General features: G+C 65.8%; 15 protein-coding genes. 14 read left to right on the forward strand and 1 reads right to left on the reverse strand.

Translation table 11 applies throughout. From position 1 onward, the window contains the following. Positions 1-109: 109 nt before the first annotated feature. From LDO41_RS18105 to ureG, 14 genes are all read left to right on the forward strand, one after another. Positions 110-8,203, forward strand: coding sequence for a two-partner secretion domain-containing protein (locus LDO41_RS18105; RefSeq protein ID WP_223990706.1), 8,094 nt, complete (start codon positions 110-112; stop codon positions 8,201-8,203). A 172-nt stretch (positions 8,204-8,375) separates the two neighbouring features. Next, the gene (gene urtA / locus LDO41_RS18110) at positions 8,376-9,629 is read left to right on the forward strand and encodes an urea ABC transporter substrate-binding protein (RefSeq protein WP_223990708.1); all 1,254 of its coding nucleotides are present in this window, start codon (positions 8,376-8,378) and stop codon (positions 9,627-9,629) included. Between the two features lie 139 nt (positions 9,630-9,768). Further along, the gene (gene urtB, locus LDO41_RS18115; protein ID WP_223990710.1) at positions 9,769-11,403 is read left to right on the forward strand and encodes an urea ABC transporter permease subunit UrtB; all 1,635 of its coding nucleotides are present in this window, start codon (positions 9,769-9,771) and stop codon (positions 11,401-11,403) included. After that, positions 11,403-12,593: an urea ABC transporter permease subunit UrtC gene (urtC, locus tag LDO41_RS18120; RefSeq protein WP_223991387.1), complete on the forward strand. Its 1,191-nt coding sequence runs from the start codon at positions 11,403-11,405 to the stop codon at positions 12,591-12,593. The genes urtB and urtC overlap by 1 nt, the downstream gene beginning before the upstream one ends. Then, entirely contained in the window at positions 12,590-13,438 is an 849-nt protein-coding gene (gene urtD, locus LDO41_RS18125) for an urea ABC transporter ATP-binding protein UrtD (protein ID WP_223990712.1), read from the forward strand. Before urtC ends, urtD begins: the two co-directional genes overlap by 4 nt. A gap of 2 nt (positions 13,439-13,440) precedes the next feature. Next, entirely contained in the window at positions 13,441-14,133 is a 693-nt protein-coding gene (gene urtE, locus LDO41_RS18130) for an urea ABC transporter ATP-binding subunit UrtE (RefSeq protein ID WP_223990714.1), read from the forward strand. A 97-nt stretch (positions 14,134-14,230) separates the two neighbouring features. After that, positions 14,231-15,160 (forward strand): urease accessory protein UreD, encoded by a 930-nt coding sequence (locus LDO41_RS18135; protein WP_377741725.1) that lies wholly within the window; start codon positions 14,231-14,233, stop codon positions 15,158-15,160. 40 nt (positions 15,161-15,200) lie between these two features. Further along, on the forward strand, positions 15,201-15,503 hold the full coding sequence (locus tag LDO41_RS18140) for an urease subunit gamma (RefSeq protein WP_223990716.1): 303 nt from the start codon (positions 15,201-15,203) through the stop codon (positions 15,501-15,503). A 55-nt stretch (positions 15,504-15,558) separates the two neighbouring features. Beyond that, positions 15,559-16,188, forward strand: a complete 630-nt coding sequence (locus LDO41_RS18145) for a HupE/UreJ family protein (protein WP_223990717.1) — start codon at positions 15,559-15,561, stop codon at positions 16,186-16,188. 24 nt (positions 16,189-16,212) lie between these two features. After that, a complete protein-coding gene (locus LDO41_RS18150) occupies positions 16,213-16,518 on the forward strand; it encodes an urease subunit beta (RefSeq protein ID WP_223990718.1) in 306 nt (101 codons plus the stop codon). Then, on the forward strand, positions 16,518-18,233 hold the full coding sequence (gene ureC, locus LDO41_RS18155) for an urease subunit alpha (RefSeq protein ID WP_223990719.1): 1,716 nt from the start codon (positions 16,518-16,520) through the stop codon (positions 18,231-18,233). Before LDO41_RS18150 ends, ureC begins: the two co-directional genes overlap by 1 nt. Positions 18,234-18,244: 11 nt before the next feature. Continuing rightward, positions 18,245-18,919: an urease accessory protein UreE gene (gene ureE, locus LDO41_RS18160; protein ID WP_223990720.1), complete on the forward strand. Its 675-nt coding sequence runs from the start codon at positions 18,245-18,247 to the stop codon at positions 18,917-18,919. A 14-nt stretch (positions 18,920-18,933) separates the two neighbouring features. After that, a complete protein-coding gene (locus LDO41_RS18165) occupies positions 18,934-19,626 on the forward strand; it encodes an urease accessory protein UreF (RefSeq protein WP_223990721.1) in 693 nt (230 codons plus the stop codon). A gap of 25 nt (positions 19,627-19,651) precedes the next feature. Beyond that, positions 19,652-20,275, forward strand: coding sequence for an urease accessory protein UreG (ureG, locus tag LDO41_RS18170; RefSeq protein WP_223990722.1), 624 nt, complete (start codon positions 19,652-19,654; stop codon positions 20,273-20,275). 58 nt (positions 20,276-20,333) lie between these two features. On the opposite strand, the gene LDO41_RS18175 is transcribed toward ureG, so the two are convergent. Continuing rightward, positions 20,334-20,729 carry a helix-turn-helix domain-containing protein gene (locus LDO41_RS18175; protein WP_223990723.1) on the reverse strand — a complete coding sequence of 132 codons (396 nt, stop codon included), beginning with the start codon at positions 20,727-20,729 and terminating at the stop codon, positions 20,334-20,336. Positions 20,730-20,842: the final 113 nt, after the last annotated feature.

A 20,842-nucleotide genomic window follows, 5' to 3' on the forward strand; every position in this document is an offset into this window, starting at 1 on the left:
CAAATTCGGAGAACGCCTAAAGCCAGCGGCACTGCTTTCCACGACATTTCACGCATGTGTGAAGTTGACATGGGAGTGTGGCTTGAAACCTGTTTATCGTGTCGTTTCGATGATTGCAACGCCGATCGTCTCGGCGCATGCGGCGCCGCTGGTCGGCCTGGATGACGTACGGATCCATACCGCGCCTAACGGCGTGCCCGTCGCGGATATCGCTTCCGCCAACGCGGCGGGTGTCTCGCACAATCGCTATTCTCAGTTCAACGTCGGCCCACGCGGACTAGTGCTCAACAATACCGTGGCGAATTCGGAGACGCCGCTCTCTGAACTGGCCGGATATGTCGCGCCCAATGCCGGCATGACGCACGATGCGAGCGTGATCGTCAACGAGGTGGTATCGGCCCGGCGCAGCGAGCTCGCGGGCTTTACCGAGGTGCTGGGCCGCAAGGCTGATGTCGTGCTGGCCAACCCCAACGGCATTACATGTTCGGGCTGTGGTTTCCTCAATACCGATCGCGTGACGCTTGGCACCGGGACGCCGCATTGGCGTCCCGGCGGTGAGTTCGGTGGCCTCGATGTGAGGCAGGGCACCATCCTGGTGACCGGCGCGGGGCTCGACGGGTCGCGTCAGGCCGTGACGAACCTCGTCGCGCGGAAAGTCCGGGTTCACGGTGAAGTCCAGGCGCAGGCACTGAACCTGATCGCGGGTGCCACGAGGTTCGTGCATGCTACCGCCACGCCATTCCGCGCGTCGGGCGGCTGGATGCATGACGGCCCCGCCATCGACAGTTCGGAGCTTGGAGGCATGTACGCCGACCGCATTCGTCTGATTACGTACGATGACAATCAGGGCGTCCTACTGCGGGGGCCGGTGCGGGCGAGGGAGGTGCTCTCGGCCACGGTGCCACACTCCACGTTCGCCGTGGCCGACCAAGCCGTGGTGGCGGGCGGCAAGGTTGGCATTGCCGCATCGAACATCGCGGTGGAACGCGAAGCGGAGCTGGTATCGCTGGGCGATATGGCCCTCTACGCCAACACGCTGAAACTCGAGTTCGAGCCGGGGATGACCGCGACCAAGGCCGCCCGCGTGCATATTGCCGAGAGCGGCAAGGGCAACGGCCTGTTCAAGCTCCGCGAGCGTTTCGAGAACTGGGGCATCGTGAAGTCGGGCCAGAACCTCACGGTCATCGCACCGCATATCGAGAACACGGTGAAGGGTGTCATGGTGGCGCGGAAGCTGGTTCTGCGCGCGGAGGCTGGCGCATTCGATCTCAGTGCGGCCGGGAACGTCGCTGGCGCTGGCGAGCTGACGAATGAGGGCATGCTGGTTGGCCACGAGGAGCTACGCGGCACGGCGAGCGGACGGCTGCATAACGCGCGATACATGCGCGTCGGCGATGACGGCAAGATGGTGCTGCGCGCGAACACACTGACCAATCACGGTGTGATCGAGGGCGGAACGCTCGACATGACGGCCGCGACGATTCGGAACGAAGTGCCTGGCGGCGATACGCGCAGGTGGACCACCACGCTCTACGAGCTGGCCAAGGATGGCAAGGAATGGTACATCTGGCACGGCAGGACCCGCACCTACCGCTACTATCAGAACTACAAGCACCCGATGTTCCAGTGGCAGGAGCATGCAGCGGGGGTGAGCCCCACGACGCCGAAGATATTGGCCGGCAAGCGGCTCGCGCTGGCATTCACCGATTTCAAGAATCTTGCGGGGACGGTGTGGAGCGGCGGTACGATCGACATGCATGGCTTCACCGTGTCGGGCGATCAGAGCGGCCGGGAGTATCCCCAACTCGGTCTCTACGATGACGTCGGCAATCGGTTCCTGCTCAAGGATGCTCAACTCGTCAACGACAACCTTGCGCTGGAGTCGCGGGATGCTACGCGGCACTACACCGAGACGCGGCGCGATTTCTGGCTTTCGCCCGGTCGCAGCCGGGTCGATTTCGGCTGGACAACGTGTGGCGGCAAGGATGGTCCGCCTGACGCGAACTGCACGTATCGGGGCGAGCGGATAAGCATTCAGAGTTCGCGGTTCGAGAACGTGTACCACTCCGGTTTATTCGCGCGGAAGATCGAGGGGAGCGGCTTCTCGATGATGAACCGCGGCAAGCTGACTCTGACCCTGACCGATCTCATCGATCCCGCGATGGCGAAGCATCCGGGGGGGCACGAAGAGCGCACGCTGGAATTGCAGGAACGCCTGCATCTGGAGCAAGCACGCGGACCGCATGCGATATTCGTGAAGACCACCCGTCCCGACGCCGGATACATCGTCGAGGAGAATCCGCTGTATCTGCTTCGGCCAGAGACGAAGATGGGGGCGGGACCTGACATCCGGGCCGACAGCCAGCCTGACAGCCAGCCTGACAGCCAGCCCGACACTCGGGTCGACATTCCACCCGACATTCCACCCGACATCCCTACCGCCATCTCGCCCGCCATCTCGCCCGCTATTTCGTCCGATACCCGGGTCGATACCTTGGCCAACACCTTGGCCAACACCTTGGCCAGCACCTGGGTGGACACCCAGCACGAAGATCAGCACGCTAGCGATAGCCAGCACGACAGCCCATCCGGCAACTCACTCGACGCCCAGCCCGACACCGTGCCGGACACTCAGCCGGACACTCAGCCGGACACTCAGCCGGGCACCCAGCCCGAGCTCGGCAACGAGGTCAGGCCCCGGACCGGACCGCAGAACAGCATCGAACCCAAGCCGACGCGCGTGTCCGGACCCGAGGCAAGCGGAGGATTGCCAGAGCGCGCCGAGCGCGACAACGCGCTGGTCGACAGCACTTATCTTGCGACGCGTCTCGGTGACGCGGCGAACCCCCGCGAACTGCGGGTCGGCAACGCGGGATACGAGCAGTATCAGGTGCGCCGGCAGATGGCGGAGCTGACTGGCCAGGCGGTGCTGGCACAGTATCGGAACGACAATGATCAGATGCGCGGCTTGATGGATAACGCCGCCCGGGTCGCCAGCAGGCTGGAACTGGTGTACGGCAAAGCGCTGACCGCGCAGCAGGAAGCCGCGCTCGACGGAAACATCGTGTGGATGGTCAGGACCCGCATTGATGGTCAGTCCGCGCTGATGCCCGTGGTCTATCTGTCGCCGCGCATGCGCGCGATCAATCCGAGGACAGCGCGCATCCAGGCGGGCGAGGTTGCGCTGGCCGCCGATGCGGTACACAACGACGGTGGTCTCATCGTCGGGGCGTCGGTCAAACTGACGACGCGGGGGCGCATCGTCAATACCGGCAAGATCGAGGGCGATACGGTAGCGCTGAAAGCGATCCATGGCAGCATTGAAAACAACGCGTTCGACGCGCGCGATGGCGCGGAAAACCGTGGCGAATCGTCGTCCGTGGTGGGTACGATCGTTGCCACGGGCGACCTGTCGCTGACGGCAGCCGTCGACATCAGCGTGGCGGGCGCGAACGTCACGGCGGGTGGTAACGCGATATTGACGGCCGGCCGGCGCCTCCTGTTCGACACGATGGCGCGTAAGCGTACGACGTCGCGCGCGACGGGCTCGAGCGGGACGCTGTGGTCGTCCGCGCGAACGAGCACCGTGAGTGAAACGCGGCACGCGCGGCCGTCGCTGAAGGTTGGGGGCAATCTCCGGGCATCGAGCGGAAGCGCCACCCAATTCGCGGGTGCGCAGCTGACAGTGGGCGGCAATGCCGATCTCCACAGCGAGGGCGATGTCCGGATCATCGGCCGCACAGACACCATCGCCGAGCAGACGACGCAGCATGAGACTGGCTACTTCATCAACAACGCGCTCTATGACACGACGCGCACGGTGACGGAGCGTGTCGCCAGCACGCATGTGCCGAGTGCGATCGAAATCGGAGGTCACGGCACCGTGCATGCGGGCGGCGCGCTCACGCTGTCAGGCGCGCAGGTGAAGACGACTGGCGAGCTCGGGCTGGCGGCCGACAACCTTGACGTACGGGCGGCGCCCATCGTTGCCGCGTCGGCCACGACCACAGAAAGTCAGAGCACGCTTCGCCTCGGCGGCGCGACGCATGCCCAGGCGCGCGCCGGTGCGGGCACCGGAAAGTTCGCCGAGGGCAAGGGCAAGGGCGAGGGCAAGGACGAGTGGCCGGGTGCTAATGCGAACGCCAGTGCGGGCGCCGATGGCACGATCGAACTGTTTCGCGATAGCACGCACAGCACGAGCACGCTGGACGTGTCGCATCAACGATCGGTAGTCGATGCCGGCGGGGCGCTGCATATGCGGAGCGACAAACGCCTGCATGTCGAGGGCGCGCGGATCGGTGCGGGCGGCGACGTCCATGTGCGCGCGCGTCAGATTGCGATGGTGCCGGCGCAGGACCGGTCCGAGACCAGCTGGAGCTCGCGCGAAAGAGGTTTCGGCTATTACGCATCGACGAGCGCTGGTGCGCAGGCCGGTATCGGCGCGGCGTCAGCGGGAGAACAACCGAGTGGGCTGCCCGCCGCGCACATCAATGTGGAAGGCGGCGTGCAGTGGCGCGACGCGCAGGCGAAAAGCGCGACGGGCAGCACGACGGCCGTGATCACGGACATCACGGCAGGTGGCAATCTGGTCCGCCACGCGGACGAGGGGCTGCGCGATATCGGCACGGCGTTGACATCGGGCGGGAACATCTCGCAATCGGCGGGTGGGATTGTCAGCGAGGCAGCGCGCGATACCACGTACCAACGCCGCGATGACAGCGACCATAACGTGCGGCTTGGCGGTTATGGTTCCGCATCGGTGGGCGTGCCTGCGGCGGTGGTCGCCGGACAGTCGGCCGCGCAAACGATGGGCACGGGCGCCGGCGCGGGCGCGGGATTCAAGATCGACTATCGTCAGGCCGATGGCAGCGAGCGCGACACGACAGGGACTGCGGTCGTGTCGTCGATGCGCGCGCAAGGAGACGTGTCGAGCCACTCGACAGGGCAGACCCGAATGGAAGGCACCGCGATCGACGCGCAGGGTGCGATCGATATCCGTGGCGCAGCGGTCAGCCATCTGGCCGCGCATGACACCCGCGCCGGTGCTCGGCACTCCACCAACTCCGGCGGTGCCATCCAGCTCGATCTGGTTGCGTCGGGTGTCGGCGTGTCGGCCGATCACGCGACGGCCAGCGATCGGAAGCGCGATCGTACGGCGGTAGCAGGGACCCTGAATGCGCGCGGCAAAGTCACGGTGCATTCGGCTGACGACCTGACCTTCGAGGGAACCCACATCGAAGGCGCCGAGGCGGATCTGGCGGCAGGCGGAAATCTCGCATTCCGCGCAGCCGAGACCTCGACGGTCGCCAGTGGCGCAACGGTGGCCGGCAATGGTGGCCTCTCGGCCGGCGCCGCGTACTTCGGCATCAGTGCGGGAGTCAACGTGTCGAACCGTTCCGAGCGACATGACATCGCCACCGCGGGCAGCGTGCGGGCACGGGACGGCGCGGTCGCGATCGCAAGCGGCGGCGATGCGCGCTTCGTCGGCACATCGCTGGCCGCGACGACTGCGGTGGAGGTCGCGGCCGGGGGCGCGCTCACGTTCGATGTGACGCGCGAACATACGCGCCGCGACGGCAGCCAGATCAACGCGAGCCTCGATGTCGGTCGCGCGAATGGCACAACGGGCGTCGGCTCGCCGGGGGCCTTCGTGGGGCGCCGCGACTACGCACGCACCGAGGAAAAAGGGTCCCATATCGCCGCGACACGTGTGCGTCTGGCGTCGGCGGGGGATACCCACCTGGCCGATGTTTCCGTCGCGGCCGACACGGTCGATTATCAGACCGGTGGCACGCGCGTGGTCACCCATGCGCGCCCGGTGGAGGTGCGCGAGTCCACCGTCAACATCGGCTTGCCGCCGGTCATTCAACCCGCGCGCGTGGCACGTCCGGGCAGCCGACTGACGGCGCGCCACGGCGAGGCAGGGGACTTGCTATCCGCCGAGGCGAAACGTGCCCCCGCGCGCTTCCGGCCACCGACCGCGCTTGCCGATGGCCGCGTGGGATATCTGCTGTCACCGGACAAGCCGATGTCCGGCAAGGATATCGGCAGCAAGGCGCAGGGGGCGGAAACCGAAGACCGCGCGCGGTCCGTGCACGTCGCCGCGTCGTCGTCAGCGGAGCAGGGGCCGCCGCTCGGCCAGATGCGCGCCGACGCTGCCGCAGCGCCGGCGGGGGCGTTTGACCGCGTGGTGCGCGTCATCGACCGTCAGGGCATGGCCGGTGGTCTGGTGCTCGCGCGTGGTTCATCCACGGCGCGCCTGCAGCCTGCGGAGCAGACCGAGCCGCTGGATCTGCGCGTACAGCGGAACCGTTACGACAATCGTGTCGTATTCACCCTGGGCAACGAACCCGCCGCGCAGCGGGCCACGCAGCATCTCGTGAGCAAGCATCCCGGCACGCTCGCGGTGCGCGTGACGGCGGACGGCCTGATGGAGGATCCGCTGCCGCGGGATGCGCTGCACGGACGCACCAAGTTCACGATGATTGGTCATGGCGATCCGCGCAACGGGACGTTGGGTGGCCTGTCACCGAAGCAAATGGCGATACTGGCGCGCAACGGCATGCGCGGCGCCACCGGCGCGACGCTCGACAAGGTGAATCTGCTCGGGTGCGATAGCGCTTGCCTGCAGATGGACATGGGTACCGCACTCGCACGCCGGCGCTTGCATCCGCGCCTGACGGGCGAGACGGGGCCCGTCAAGGTTCTGGCTAGCGGACATAAGGTCAGGCCAACCGACGCGGCCGATCCCGACGCGCTTGGAAGGCGCCGCGCGGTGTCGCATGATCCGGCAGGGCGTGAGCATCGCGCAGACCGGCAGGGCACGAGCACGAACGCTGGTGCGTCGACCAGTGGCGCAGCTGCCAGTGCCGACCCCTCGCGGTGGCTGTTCGATGCGATGCGGCAGCCGATGACAGCGCAAGCCGCGCAAAACGAACGTGCGGTGGTCAGGCAGAGCGCGGTCGACGATGCCCGGATGCGTGTGGAACAGCGTGTATTCGCCAATCGCGATGTCTATGATCCCGTCGCAATCTTCGCGAAGCTGCCGCAGGCGTACAACGTCGGCCTCGACGGTCCGTCCACGGCCGAGGGGGCGGTGACACGCGATGTGCACGCACTGGCTGCGGCGCTGCACGCGTTGCCGCCGACGCCAGGGGTGTCGTATCTCGGCGCGGCCGCGCGGCCCGGCGCTTATGGCAAGTCGATTGTGCCGGGCCGCCTTGTGACATCGGGGCAGTTCCTGCATACCGACATGGCGCTGCCCGATGCGCGCGAGTCGTTGCGTGCTGCCGCGCCCTTCGGCATGCCGACGCTGTTCCGGATCGAAGGCCGTACCGGCCGCAACACGACGCCGTTCCACGCGGAGCCCAACGCCTCGATGGTCTATCTGCCCGGCACGCGTTTCGAAGTCACGGCGTTCGCGAACGATGGGCATGCGCAGTACGTGCGGCTAAAGGAGTCGTCCGCGGCCGGGGCCGCGCCGGAGACGCGTCACGGCAGGCCACGCATCGCGCGGGACCTGCTGACGGGCGAGCCCCGGCGCGGAGCCGGCATGGCGGACCAAGTGGCGTCCATCGCGCCGGCATTGCACCTCGATCCGCCCCCGCCGTTACCAGATGCGGAGGCGGAACGCCGTGCCGCGTTTTTCGCGCCGCTCAACCGGAGTTTTTCGGCGGCAGAGGCGAGCTACGAGCGCGCGATGATGCTGCCATCGTTACAGCGTGCCACCGCGCCGGTGACTGGCATGCTGCTGGCCGGTGGGCGACGGCCACCGGAGGAGCATGTGCGGGCATTGCGCGATTTCCCGGGCAACTCGTATCGTGGCGGTGCCACCGCGCCGGGGGTGTACGGCGGCCGCATCGTCGAGGGCGATATCGTGCGTTCGTCGGTGCCGCTGATGCAATCCGCATTGCTGTCCGATGCCGATCGCGCTTCGCGCCTTTTCAATCCCACCTATGTGCGCCCCTACGTGTTCGCCGTGGAAGGGCCCGGCGGACGCCAGTTCGAGGTGCCGCGCGCCGACGGTAACCGCTTCGGCGCCGAGATCGTGTTCCCGGCGCGCAGCGAGTTTTCGATCGTGGCGATTCGCGACACGCCCGCCCGGACGCTCGTCTGGGCGCGGCCATATTTCGGTGCATCGTCCCAGCCGATCAAGAACATGCACACCGGTGAGCGCATCGATCCGCCCCAATACGGAGACTAAGGGGTCCGAACGCACGAAAAGAGTGCGTGGTGCCGTGATGGTGGGCGGCACCACGCTGGTGCGAATATGGGCATTTGTCACGTTGGCATCGCGTTTTCATGGTGGCACGCTAGTTGCAGAAGCATCACCCGGGGTGCGTAGTCCCTAACCACACATAAAACTGGGAGCTGCAATGAAACGACGTGACATGCTGAAGCTGTCGGCGGTAGCCGCCGCGGCGATGATCGGTACCAGCCCGCTGATGGCGCAGTCGAAAGATCCGATCAAGGTCGGCATCCTGCATTCGCTGTCGGGCACGATGGCCATTTCCGAGACGTCGCTCAAGGATGTGGCCCTGATGACGATCGACGAGATCAACAAGAGTGGTGGCGTGCTGGGCCGCAAGCTCGAGCCCGTGGTGGTGGATCCGGCATCGAACTGGCCGCTGTTCGCCGAGAAGGCACGTCAGCTGATTACCAACGACAAGGTTGCCGTGACGTTCGGCTGCTGGACGTCGGTGTCGCGCAAGTCGGTGCTGCCGGTCTATGAGGAACTGAACTCGCTGCTGTTCTACCCGGTGCAGTACGAGGGCGAGGAAATGTCGAAGAACGTGTTCTACACGGGCGCCGCGCCGAATCAGCAGGCGATCCCGGCCGTGGAATACCTGATGAGCAAGGAAGGCGGCGGTGCCAAGCGCTACTTCCTGCTGGGCACGGACTACGTATATCCGCGCACGACCAACAAGATCCTGCGCGCGTTCCTGAAGAGCAAGGGCGTGGCCGACAAGGACATCGAGGAGGTCTACACGCCGTTCGGTCATAGCGACTACCAGACCATCGTCGCGAACATCAAGAAATTCTCGCAGGGCGGCAAGACGGCGGTGATCTCGACGATCAACGGCGACTCCAACGTGCCGTTCTACAAGGAACTCGGCAACGCCGGCCTGAAGGCCAAGGACGTGCCGGTGGTGGCATTCTCCGTGGGTGAAGAAGAGCTGCGCGGCATCGACACCAAGCCGCTGGTCGGCCACCTGGCCGCATGGAACTACTTCATGTCGATCAAGAACCCGGAGAACGAGGCGTTCAAGAAGCAATGGGCGGCATGGGTCAAGGCCAACAACCTGCCGGGCGGCGACAAGCGCGTGACCAACGATCCGATGGAAGCCACCTACGTGGGCATCCATATGTGGGCGCAGGCAGTGAAGAAGGCCGGCTCGACCGATCCGGACAAGGTGCGCGCCGCGATGTACGGCCAGACCTTCAAGGCACCGGATGGCTTCACGCTGACGATGGGCGACAACCATCACCTGTACAAGCCCGTGATGATCGGCGAAGTGAAGGGCGACGGTCAGTTCAACGTGGTGTGGAAGACGGCGAAGCCGATCCGCGCGCAGCCGTGGAGCCCGTTTATCGCGGGTAACGAAGGCAAGCCGGACAAGGTGAACTAAGCCACCGGCTTAACCCTGTTGTGACCCCTCTCCTGCGGGAGAGGGGAGCCTCCTCCCGCGGCCACCAAAGCCTAGACGCGACGTCGTTGACGTAAAAAACGCGCTACCTATTCACTCCGCCAGCCCCTCAGTTAGCTCTATGCCTCGACCCTTATTCCGATCATGGCTCCGCGCCATGCTGGCAGCGCTGCTGCTGGCCGCCGCGCCGCTCTGGGCCGCGCCACTGACGCAAGCCGATCTCAAGCCGCTGGCCGCAGACGACTTCGACGCAAAGACCGCCGCCGTGACGGCGCTGACCAAGGCCTCGCCCGAGCAGGCCGCGCCGATCCTCAAGGCCCTGCAGGACGATACGCTGCAATACGCGCCCTCGGTCGGCATGGTGCGCCAGGATGGCGACAAGCTCGTCGATGCGATCAGCGGCCAGGCCGTGACCGTGAAGCCGGACGAGCTGGAATCACTGACGCTCAACAATAGCCTGCGCGCGCTCGTCGATAGCGCCGCCAGCAGCCTGCAACTGCAGTCGCCCGATATCACGGTGCGCACGCAGGCCATCAACACGCTGTTCGATGCGCCCGAGAATGCCTCGCGCGAGGTCGTGGCGGCCGCGCGCAAAGCCGAGGCCGATGCCGGGCTGCGCGCGCGCCTCGACGTGATCTGGGCCAATACGGTGCTCGCCGATGGGGCCGATGCCGCGCGCGACGCACGACTCGAGGCCATCCGCATCCTTGGCCACGACAGCAATCCGCAGAGCCGCCAGAAGCTGGCGCCGCTGATGGAGAAGGACGAGACCGGCAAGTATCGCGAGCCCGATGCCGACGTGCGCCTGGCCGCGCAACAGGCGCTCGACACGCTACGCAGCGACCAGCGCCGTGCCGACCTCGTGGGCAATCTGTTTGCGGGCCTGAGCCTCGGCAGCGTGCTGCTGCTGGCCGCGCTGGGCCTGGCCATCACCTATGGCCTGATCGGCGTCATCAATATGGCGCACGGCGAATTCCTCATGATCGGCGCGTATGCCACATACGTGGTGCAGACGCTGTTCCGCGCCTATGCGCCGAATGCATTTGACTGGTATCTGGTGGCGGCCTTGCCGGCCTCGTTCCTCGCGGCGGCCGTGGTGGGCTTCGCGCTCGAACGTATCGTGCTGCGTCACCTGTACGGCCGTCCGCTGGAAACGCTGCTGGCCACGTTCGGCGTGAGCCTGCTGTTCCAGCAGGCCGTGCGCACGATCTTCGGCGCGCAGAACGTCGAGGTAGCCAACCCGGTATGGATGAGCGGCGGCATGGAATGGCTGCCTGGCCTCGTCATTCCGTACAACCGCGTGATCATCATCCTGTTCGCGCTGGCCGTGGTGGCCATTGCCTGGGGCGTGCTCAATCGCACGCGTCTCGGTCTGTTCGTGCGCGCCACCACGCAGAACCGCACGATGGCGGCCTGCGTCGGCGTGCGTACGTGGAAGGTCGACAGCTACGCGTTCGCGTTCGGCGCGGGCATCGCGGGTCTGGGCGGCTGCGCGCTGTCCCAGATCGGCAACGTCGGTCCGGATCTCGGGCAGGCGTACATCATCGACTCGTTCATGGTGGTCGTGCTCGGCGGCGTGGGCCAGCTGGCCGGCACCATCGTCGGCGCGTTTGGCCTGGGCATCATCAACAAATTCATCGAGCCGTTCTATGGCGCGGTGCTGGCCAAGATCTTCGTCCTGGTGCTGATCGTCCTCTTTATCCAGAAGCGGCCGCAGGGACTTTTCGCGCTCAAAGGGCGCAGCGCGGAGGCATGATGACGAGCTTTCAATCCAAATCCGCGACGGGTGGCGCGCCGTTCCGCTTGTCAGTACCCGAGCGCCAGCCGCTGTTCTCGCGCCGCGTATGGGTCGGCATGGTCCTGCTGACGCTGGTGGTGGCGATCGGCGTGCCGATCTGCGCGTTGCTGGTGCCGGAAGGCCACCCGCTCCATCTGTCGGCTTATGGCCTGACACTGGTTGGCAAGATCATGTGCTTCGCGCTGGCGGCCATCGCGCTCGACCTCGTGTGGGGTTACTGCGGCATCCTGAGCCTCGGCCACGGTCTGTTCTTCGCGCTGGGCGGTTATGCGATGGGCATGTACCTGATGCGTTCGATCGGCCGCGAGGGCGTGTACAAGAGCGATCTGCCCGACTTCATGGTGTTCCTGGACTGGAAAGAGCTGCCGTGGTTCTGGCATGGCACCGAGCATCTGCCGTACGCGTTGCTGCTGGTGATCCTGGTGCCGGGCGTGCTGGCCTGGCTGTTCGGGTTCTTCGCGTTCCGCTCGCGCATCAAGGGCGTGTACCTGTCGATCATCACGCAGGCCATGACGTACGCGGCCATGCTGCTGTTCTTCCGCAATGAGACTGGCTTCGGCGGCAACAACGGCTTTACTGACTTCAAGCGCATCGCGGACTTCGCGATCGCCGCGCCGCAGACGCGCACGGCGCTGTTCGTGCTGACGTTCTTCGCGCTGATCGGCGGTTTTATCGCGTGCCGATACATCGTGACGTCGAAGCTCGGCCGGGTGGTCACGGCGGTGCGCGACGCGGAAATGCGCGTGATGTTCTCTGGCTACAACCCGCTCGGCTACAAGCTGTTCGTGTGGACGTTCTCGGCGGTGCTATGCGGCATCGCGGGCGCGCTGTATGTGCCGCAGGTCGGCATCATCAACCCGGGCGAGATGTCGCCGGCCAATTCGATCGAGATGGCGGTGTGGGTGGCCGTGGGCGGCCGCGGCACGCTGATCGGCCCGATCGTCGGCGCGTTCCTCGTGAATGGCGCCAAGACCATGTTCACGGCGTACTTCGCCGAGTACTGGCTGTTCCTGCTCGGCGCGATGTTCGTGCTGGTGACGCTGTACCTGCCGGATGGCGTGGTGGGCCTGTGGCGCCGGTTGTCCGCGCGCCGCACGGCGAAGGGAAAGATCGAGAACGCGAGCGCACCGGTCGGGAGGGAAGCATGAACGCCGCACTGGATCTCCAACAAGCCGAGAGCGGCGAGACCACGGGGCTCGGGCGCATCGTCGAGCCCGGCGTCATCGATGTCACCCACGGTCCTATCCTCTACGTGGAGGACCTCACCGTGCAGTTCGACGGCTTCCGCGCGCTGAACAAGCTGTCGATCTCGATCGACCATGGCGAGCTGCGCTGCGTGATTGGCCCCAACGGCGCCGGCAAGACCACCATGATGGACGTGATCACCGGCAAGACCGGTCCGCGCAACGCGAACGTAAGCGGGCGCGTGTTCCTGGGCCAGACCATTGACCTGATGCGCATGACGGAGCCGCGCATCGCGCAGGTCGGTATCGGCCGCAAGTTCCAGAAGCCGACGGTGTTCGAGCAGCATCAGGTGTGGGAGAACCTCGAACTGGCGATGAAGGCCGACAAGCGCTGGTGGTCGTCGCTGCGCGCGCGGCTGACCGGCGAGGGGCATCGCCGCATCGAGGAGACGCTGGCACTGACGGGCCTCGAAGATGAAGCCTACCGTCCGGCCGGGTTGCTGTCGCACGGCCAGAAACAGCGACTCGAGATTGGCATGCTGTTGATGCAGCAGCCGCAACTGCTGTTGCTCGACGAACCGGTGGCCGGCATGACCGACGAGGAAACCATGCAGCTCGCGGGTTTGCTCAACAGTCTGCGCGGCAGCTGCTCGATGATGGTGGTGGAGCACGATATGGAGTTCGTGGCCGCGCTCGCGGGCGACACCGGCCGCGTGACCGTGCTGGCCGAAGGCAGCCTGCTGGCCGAGGGCACGCTCGACGCCGTCAAGCGCGACGAACGCGTGATCGAATCCTACCTGGGAAGATAACGATGCTGCAGGTCAATGCACTGAATCAGTTCTATGGCGGCAGCCATATCCTGCGCAACGTGAGTTTCGACGTGCCCGAAGGCAAGCTGACCACGTTGCTCGGCCGCAATGGCGTGGGCAAGAGCACGCTGCTCAAATGCCTGATGGGCGTGGTGCCCACGCGCAGCGGCAGCATCAGCTGGAGCGGCAACGCGCTCGAGAAGAAAGCGCCGTACGAACGCGTGGCCGCGGGCATGGCCTATGTGCCGCAGGGGCGCGAGATTTTTCCGCGTCTGACGGTCGAGGAGAATCTGCTGATCGGTGCCGCCAGCCGCAAGGCGCCGTCGGGCGTGCCCGATCGCATCTACCAGTTGTTTCCGGTGTTGCGCACCATGCGTCAGCGTCGCGGCGGCGATCTGTCGGGCGGGCAGCAGCAACAGCTCGCGATCGGCCGCGCGCTGATGAGCGAACCCAAGCTGCTGATTCTCGACGAGCCGACCGAAGGCATCCAGCCGTCGATCATCCAGGACATCGGCCGCGCGCTGCGGCTGCTGGTGGATGAATACGGCATGACCGTGCTGCTGGTGGAGCAGTACTACGAGTTCGCGCGTCATCTGTCCGATCACTACGTGGTGATGAGCCGCGGCGAGGTGGTGGCGAAAGGTGCCGGCGCGAACATGGAACAGGATGGCGTGCGCGAGCTGATTGCGGTCTGATCGGCACTATCGGTGTCCACTATCGGTTGCGACGACTGCGCGCTATGATGGCCGGCAACGACGGTCGTCATAGCGCTTGCCTGCACTGTCCTTCTTCATGCGTCATCCCGATTTTCCTTCTTCCGCCGTGACGTCCACTGTGACGTCCGCAGTGACGTCCTCATCGGTGCCTGCCACGTGGCAGGCAAACCTGCGCCTGCGATTTTCCGCACGTGCGCATGGAGAGGGCGCGCGCACAGCATTGGTCGAGCGTCGCCACAAGGGCCCGCTGCTGGTGCAGAAGCCGCTCTACCCCGAAGGCGATGCGATCTGCCACGCGGTGGTACTGCATCCGCCTGCCGGCATCGCGGGCGGCGATCAGCTCGAGATCGATATTGCAGTCGAGGCCGGCGCGCACGCCGTGCTCACCACGCCGGGCGCGACCAAGTGGTACAAGTCGCTGGGCCGCGAGGCCAGCCAGCAGGTGCGCATCACCGTCGCCGATGGCGCGCACGTCGATTGGCTGCCGCAGGAGAACATCGTGTTCGACGACGCGCGCGCGCGTATCGCCACCGATGTACGCGTGGCGCGCGGTGGCAGCGCGATCGGCTGGGATGCCGTGGTGCTGGGCCGGCAGGCCTCCGGCGAACGGTGGTCGCAGGGCGCGCTGTGGCTCGACACGCGTGTGGGCGAGCTCGATGGCGCCAGCAAGCCGCTGTGGATCGAACAATCGTACGTCGATGCCGATTGCGCGCTGCGTACCGCATTGCCGGGCATGGACGGTCTGCCGGTGCTCGGCACGTTGTGGGCGATCGGCGAGGGCGCCACGGCTGAACTCGCCGAAGCGCTCGCGGAACGATTGCCCTATCGCGAAGACCTGCGCGCGGGCGTCACCTGCATGACCTCGGCCGACCAACGCATGCTGCTGCTGCGCGTGCTCGGCCAACATATCGAACCCGTACGCCATTTGCTGATCGATTGCTGGACCCAGTTGCGCGCGCCGATCCACGGTGTGCCCGCGCGGCCGCTGCGGCTGTGGGCCACCTGACACCTCAATCCAACGAGACACACGACAAGGAACTCCGACGATGGAACTCACGCCGCGAGAGAAAGACAAGCTGCTGATCTTCACCGCCGCGCTGCTGGCCGAACGCCGCCGCGCGCGTGGCCTCAAGCTCAACTATCCGGAATCGGTGGCGCTGATCACCGCCGCGATCATGGAAGGCGCGCGCGACGGCCGCACGGTGGCCGAGCTTATGCACGAGGGCACCACCGTGCTGTCGCGCGAGGACGTGATGGACGGCGTGGCCGAGCTCATTCCCGAAATCCAGGTTGAAGCGACGTTCCCGGACGGCACCAAGCTCGTCACCGTTCATCACCCGATTGTCTGAACACCCCTCCACGCACCCCTACGCACGCTCCACGCACCCTACACGAGAACGCAGAATGAAGAAAACCGCTCGCACGCTGGCGCTCGGCGCCGCTCTCTCGCTCACGGCCGTCGCCGCCTTTGCCCATCCGGGGCATGAGGCCACCACCGTGCCCGGTAGTTTCTTCGCCGGCCTGCTGCACCCGTTGACCGGTGCCGACCACCTGCTGGCGATGGCATCGGTCGGCGTGTGGAGCGCGCTTGCCACGCGCGGCAGCCATGGGCAACAGCCGACCGCCGCGCAACTGCTGCGCCTGCCGCTCGCGTTCGTGGTGCTGATGCTGGTGGGCGCGGTGCTCGGCCTGACCGGCTTTGCGCTGCCCGCCGTCGAACCGATGATCGCGGCCTCGCTGCTCGTGATCGGTCTGCTGGTCGCACTGCGCGCGCAACTGCCTGCGGTCGCCGGCATGGCGATCGTCGGCGGCTTCGCGCTGTTTCACGGCTATGCACATGGCGCCGAACTGCCGGCCACGGCCGCGGCCTTGCCGACGGTGCTGGCCTACGTGGGCGGTTTTGCGCTGGCAACGATGGGCCTGCACTGCGCGGGCATCGGCATTGGCGCCGTGCTGCGTCGTTATGCGGGTTGGCTCGCGCGTATCGCGGGGGCTGGCGTGGCGCTGTACGGCGTGGGCCTGCTGGTGGCATGACGCCCACATACAAGGAGCATCGCGATGATTCCCGGTGAACTGATGCCGCTCGACGGCGAGATCGAACTCAATGTGGGCCGCGCGACCGTGAGTGTGTCGGTGGCCAATACGGGCGATCGTCCGATTCAGGTCGGCTCGCATTTCCATTTCTACGAGACCAACCCCGCGCTCGCGTTCGACCGCGAGGCCGCGCGCGGCTTCCGGCTCAATATCGCCGCGGGCACCGCGGTGCGCTTCGAGCCGGGACAGAGCCGCACGGTCGAGCTCGTCGCGCTCGATGGCGACCGCATCGTCTACGGTTTCAACGGCAAGATCATGGGAGCGCTGTAATGGTGAAGATCTCCAGGCAGGCCTATGCCGAGATGTTCGGCCCGACCACGGGCGATCGCGTGCGGCTGGCCGATACCGGCCTCGTGATCGAGGTCGAGCGTGACTACACGATCTATGGCGAGGAAGTGAAGTTCGGCGGCGGCAAGGTGATTCGCGATGGCATGGGGCAGAGCCAGCGCATGGCGAAGGACTGCGTCGATACCGTCATCACCAATGCGCTGATCGTCGATCACTGGGGCATCGTCAAGGCCGATATCGGCCTCAAGGGTGGGCGTATCGCCGCGATCGGCAAGGCCGGCAACCCTGATATCCAGCCCGGCGTGACGATCGTGGTCGGTCCCGGTACCGAGGTGATCGCGGGCGAGGGCATGATCGTCACGGCCGGTGGCATCGATTCGCATATCCACTTCATCTGCCCGCAGCAGATCGAGGAAGCGCTGATGAGCGGCGTGACCACGATGATCGGCGGCGGCACCGGCCCGGCCACGGGCACGTTCGCGACCACGGTCACGCCGGGGCCGTGGTACATGGAGCGCATGCTGCAGGCAGCCGACGCATACCCGATGAATATCGGCTTTCTCGGCAAGGGCAATGCCAGCCTGGCCGCGCCGCTGACCGAGCAGGTGGAGGCCGGCGCCATTGGCCTCAAGCTCCATGAGGACTGGGGCACCACGCCGCAGGCGATCGATACCTGCCTGAGCGTGGCCGATGCCACCGACACGCAGGTGGCGATCCATACCGACACGCTCAACGAGGGTGGGTTCGTCGAGGCCACCATCGCCGCGTTCAAGGGCCGCACGATTCATACGTATCACACCGAAGGCGCGGGCGGTGGCCATGCGCCGGACATCATCAAGGTGTGCGGCGAGGCCAATGTGCTGCCGTCGTCGACCAATCCGACGCGGCCGTACACCGTGAATACGCTCGACGAGCACCTCGACATGCTGATGGTGTGCCACCACCTGGATCCGTCGATTGCCGAGGACATCGCGTTCGCGGAATCGCGCATTCGCCGCGAAACCATCGCGGCGGAGGACATCCTGCACGACCTCGGCGCGTTCTCGATGATCTCGAGCGACTCGCAGGCAATGGGCCGCGTGGGCGAGGTGATCATCCGCACCTGGCAGACCGCGCACAAGATGGCGGCGCAGCGCGGCAAGCTGCCCGGCGATCCGCACGATGCGCGCGGTGGTCACGACAATTTCCGGGTGCGCCGCTATATCGCCAAGTACACGATCAACCCGGCGCTGACGCACGGCATCGCCCACGAGGTCGGCTCGATCGAGGTCGGCAAGTGGGCGGACCTCGTGCTGTGGAAGCCCGCGTTCTTCGGCGTCAAGCCGAGTCTGATCCTCAAGGGCGGCATGATCGCCGCGGCCGCGATGGGCGATCCCAATGCATCGATCCCGACGCCGCAGCCCGTGCACTATCGACCGATGTTTGCGTCGGCGGGCGGTGCGTTGCCGCGCTCGTCGCTGACCTTTGTCTCGCAGGCGGCGCTTGCGGCCAACGTCGGCGAGCGTTATGGTCTGGCCAAGACGCTGTCCGCAGTGCGCGGCACGCGCACGGTGTCCAAGCGCGACATGGTGCTCAACGACTGGCAGCCACAGGTGACCGTCGATCCGGAGACTTATCAGGTCGTCGCCGACGGTCAGTTGCTGACGTGCGAGCCCGCGACCGTGCTGCCGATGGCGCAGCGGTATTTTCTGTTCTGAGCGGTTGTATTGTGATCAAGATCGATAAACATTTGCCGTCCCCGCATGGGATTGCTCCGGTGCTGGTCAAGCGCGCGGTCAAACTCGTGCTGCCGTTTGGTGATCGCAGCAAGAGCCGCCTGCGCGCGACGCTCGACAATGGCAACGAGGTGGCGCTGTTCCTGCCGCGCGGTACCGTGCTGCGCGGTGGCGACCTGCTGGTGGCCGAAGACGGCGCCTTCGTCGAGGTCCAGGCGGCCGCCGAGTCGGTGCTGCAGGTGACTGCTGCCGACGCGTTGAGCCTGATGCGCGCGGCTTACCACCTCGGCAATCGCCACACGCCGGTGGAAGTAGGGCGCGACTATCTGCGGCTTGAATACGACCCGGTGCTCGCGGACATGCTCGTGCGTCTGGGCGTGACCATCGCGCGCGCGGAGCTGCCGTTCGAGCCCGAGGCTGGGGCGTATGGCGGCGGCCACAAGCATGGGCACGACGCGACGTTCGCGGAAGACTATGCGGCCGCGCAGGCGGTGTTCCATGAGCATCATGGACACGACCACGGTCATGACCATGATCATGACCATGATCGCGGGCACAGTCACAGTCATGATCATGGCCACAAGCACGGTCCCGACTGCGATCACGATCACGATCATGATCACGACCACGATCATGCGCACGGCCATGGTCACGCTCATCGCCACTGAGTGACCGCCGCGGCATGACCTCATTACCTCAGCTCATCTCGCTGCTGCATCTGGCATCGCCCGCGCTGCCGATTGGCGGCTTCAGCTATTCGCAGGGGCTCGAGGCCGCGATCGATTGCGGCATCGTGCGCGATGCGGCGACGGCCAGCCGCTGGATCCATGACAACCTCACGCACGTGCAGGCCACGTGCGAGGCGCCGGTCTGGCTGCTCCTGCATCGCGCCTGGCAGGCTGGTGATCTGGCCGCCGTGCGCGAATGGAACGACTGGTTCCACGCGACGCGCGAGACCGCCGAGTTGCGTCTGGAAACCGAACAGATGGGCTGGTCGCTTGCAAAGCTGATCGCGCAAATGTCATGGGGTGACGAGGCCATGCGCACCGGGCTGACGTCGCTGGCCCCGGTGTGCCTGCCCACTGCATTCACGGCCGCCTGCGTGGCGCTGCAGATCGATGCGCGCGATGGCCTGGCCGCGTATGCGTTCACGTGGGCCGAGAATCAGGTGGCCGCCGCCCTCAAGGCGGTGCCGCTGGGGCAGGTGGCCGGGCAACATATCCTGCGCTCGCTGCATGGCCCGGTCGGCGAGATGGTCGACGCCGCGCAGCAACGCGCCGACGCCAATCCGCCGCGGCTTTCCACGTTTTCTCCGATGCTGGGGCTGCTGTCCGCGCGACACGAGACGCAATACTCCCGGCTATTCCGTTCCTGAACCGAATCTGATTCAAACCGTACTCATGACCCGTACCAAGAAGAATCCTCCGCTGCGCGTCGGCGTCGGCGGCCCGGTAGGCTCCGGCAAGACCACGCTGCTCGAAATGCTGTGCAAGGCGATGCGCGATCGCTATGACCTGGTCGCCATCACCAACGATATCTACACCAAGGAAGACCAGCGCCTGCTGACGATCTCGGGCGCCTTGCCGGCCGAGCGCATCATGGGCGTGGAGACGGGCGGGTGCCCGCATACGGCGATTCGCGAGGACGCCTCGATCAATCTGGAGGCCGTCGATCGCATGCTGGCGAAGTTTCCCGATGCCGACGTCGTCTTCATCGAGTCGGGCGGAGACAATCTGGCGGCCACGTTCAGCCCGGAGCTGTCCGACCTGACGATCTACGTGATCGACGTGGCCGGCGGCGAGAAGATTCCGCGCAAGGGTGGCCCGGGTATTACCAAGAGCGACCTGCTCGTGGTCAACAAGACCGATCTCGCGCCCTACGTGGGCGCGTCGCTGGAGGTCATGGAGAGCGACACTCGCAAGATGCGCGGCGAGCGTCCGTTCGTGATGGGCAGCGTGAAGTCGGGGCAGGGACTGGACGAAGTGATCGCCTTCATCGAACGCCAGGGCATGCTGGGCGTTTGAATCGTACGTTGTGGCGCCGTTTTCGGTTATCGTCCGCCCGTCGGTGGTCGTCTGCGCGTCAGTTATCGTCCGCCAGACGCCGCGCGTGCTTCTTGGCCAAGGCACGCGCCACCGCCGCCACCACGTCCTGCTCGGTGTTGTCGAGCGCGGCCATATAGCGCAGCGTGGCCTGCACGGCCGGGGACGACTCCGGGTCGAACGGCGAACGCGGTTCGTCGACGTCGGATTCGTCGGTGTGCTTCGAGAAGTCGAGCATCTCCGGCGGCGGCACGCCGAGCGTATCGGCGAGCGTGCAGATGTTGTAGAGCGCGACATTTCGCGTACCGCGCTCGATGCCGCTGAGGTAGGATCGAGCGAGGCCGCTTTCGAGCGAGAGTGCTTCCTGCGACCAGCCGCGTTGCTTGCGCAACCACGTCAAATGTCGGCCGAATAGCTTGAGAGGGTCGCCAGTCATGAGCCGTTGTGGATTTTAAGTCGCTCAGAGACTAAGGGCTTTCGCCGGACTATGCCGACAAACTATAGGTCTCCGTTCTATCGGTGTCAGGCCGCTTTCTGCCGCTAATTTGG

It is taken from the genome of Cupriavidus pampae (assembly GCF_914271485.1).
In the GTDB taxonomy this organism is placed as follows: Bacteria; Pseudomonadota; Gammaproteobacteria; order Burkholderiales; family Burkholderiaceae; genus Cupriavidus; species Cupriavidus pampae.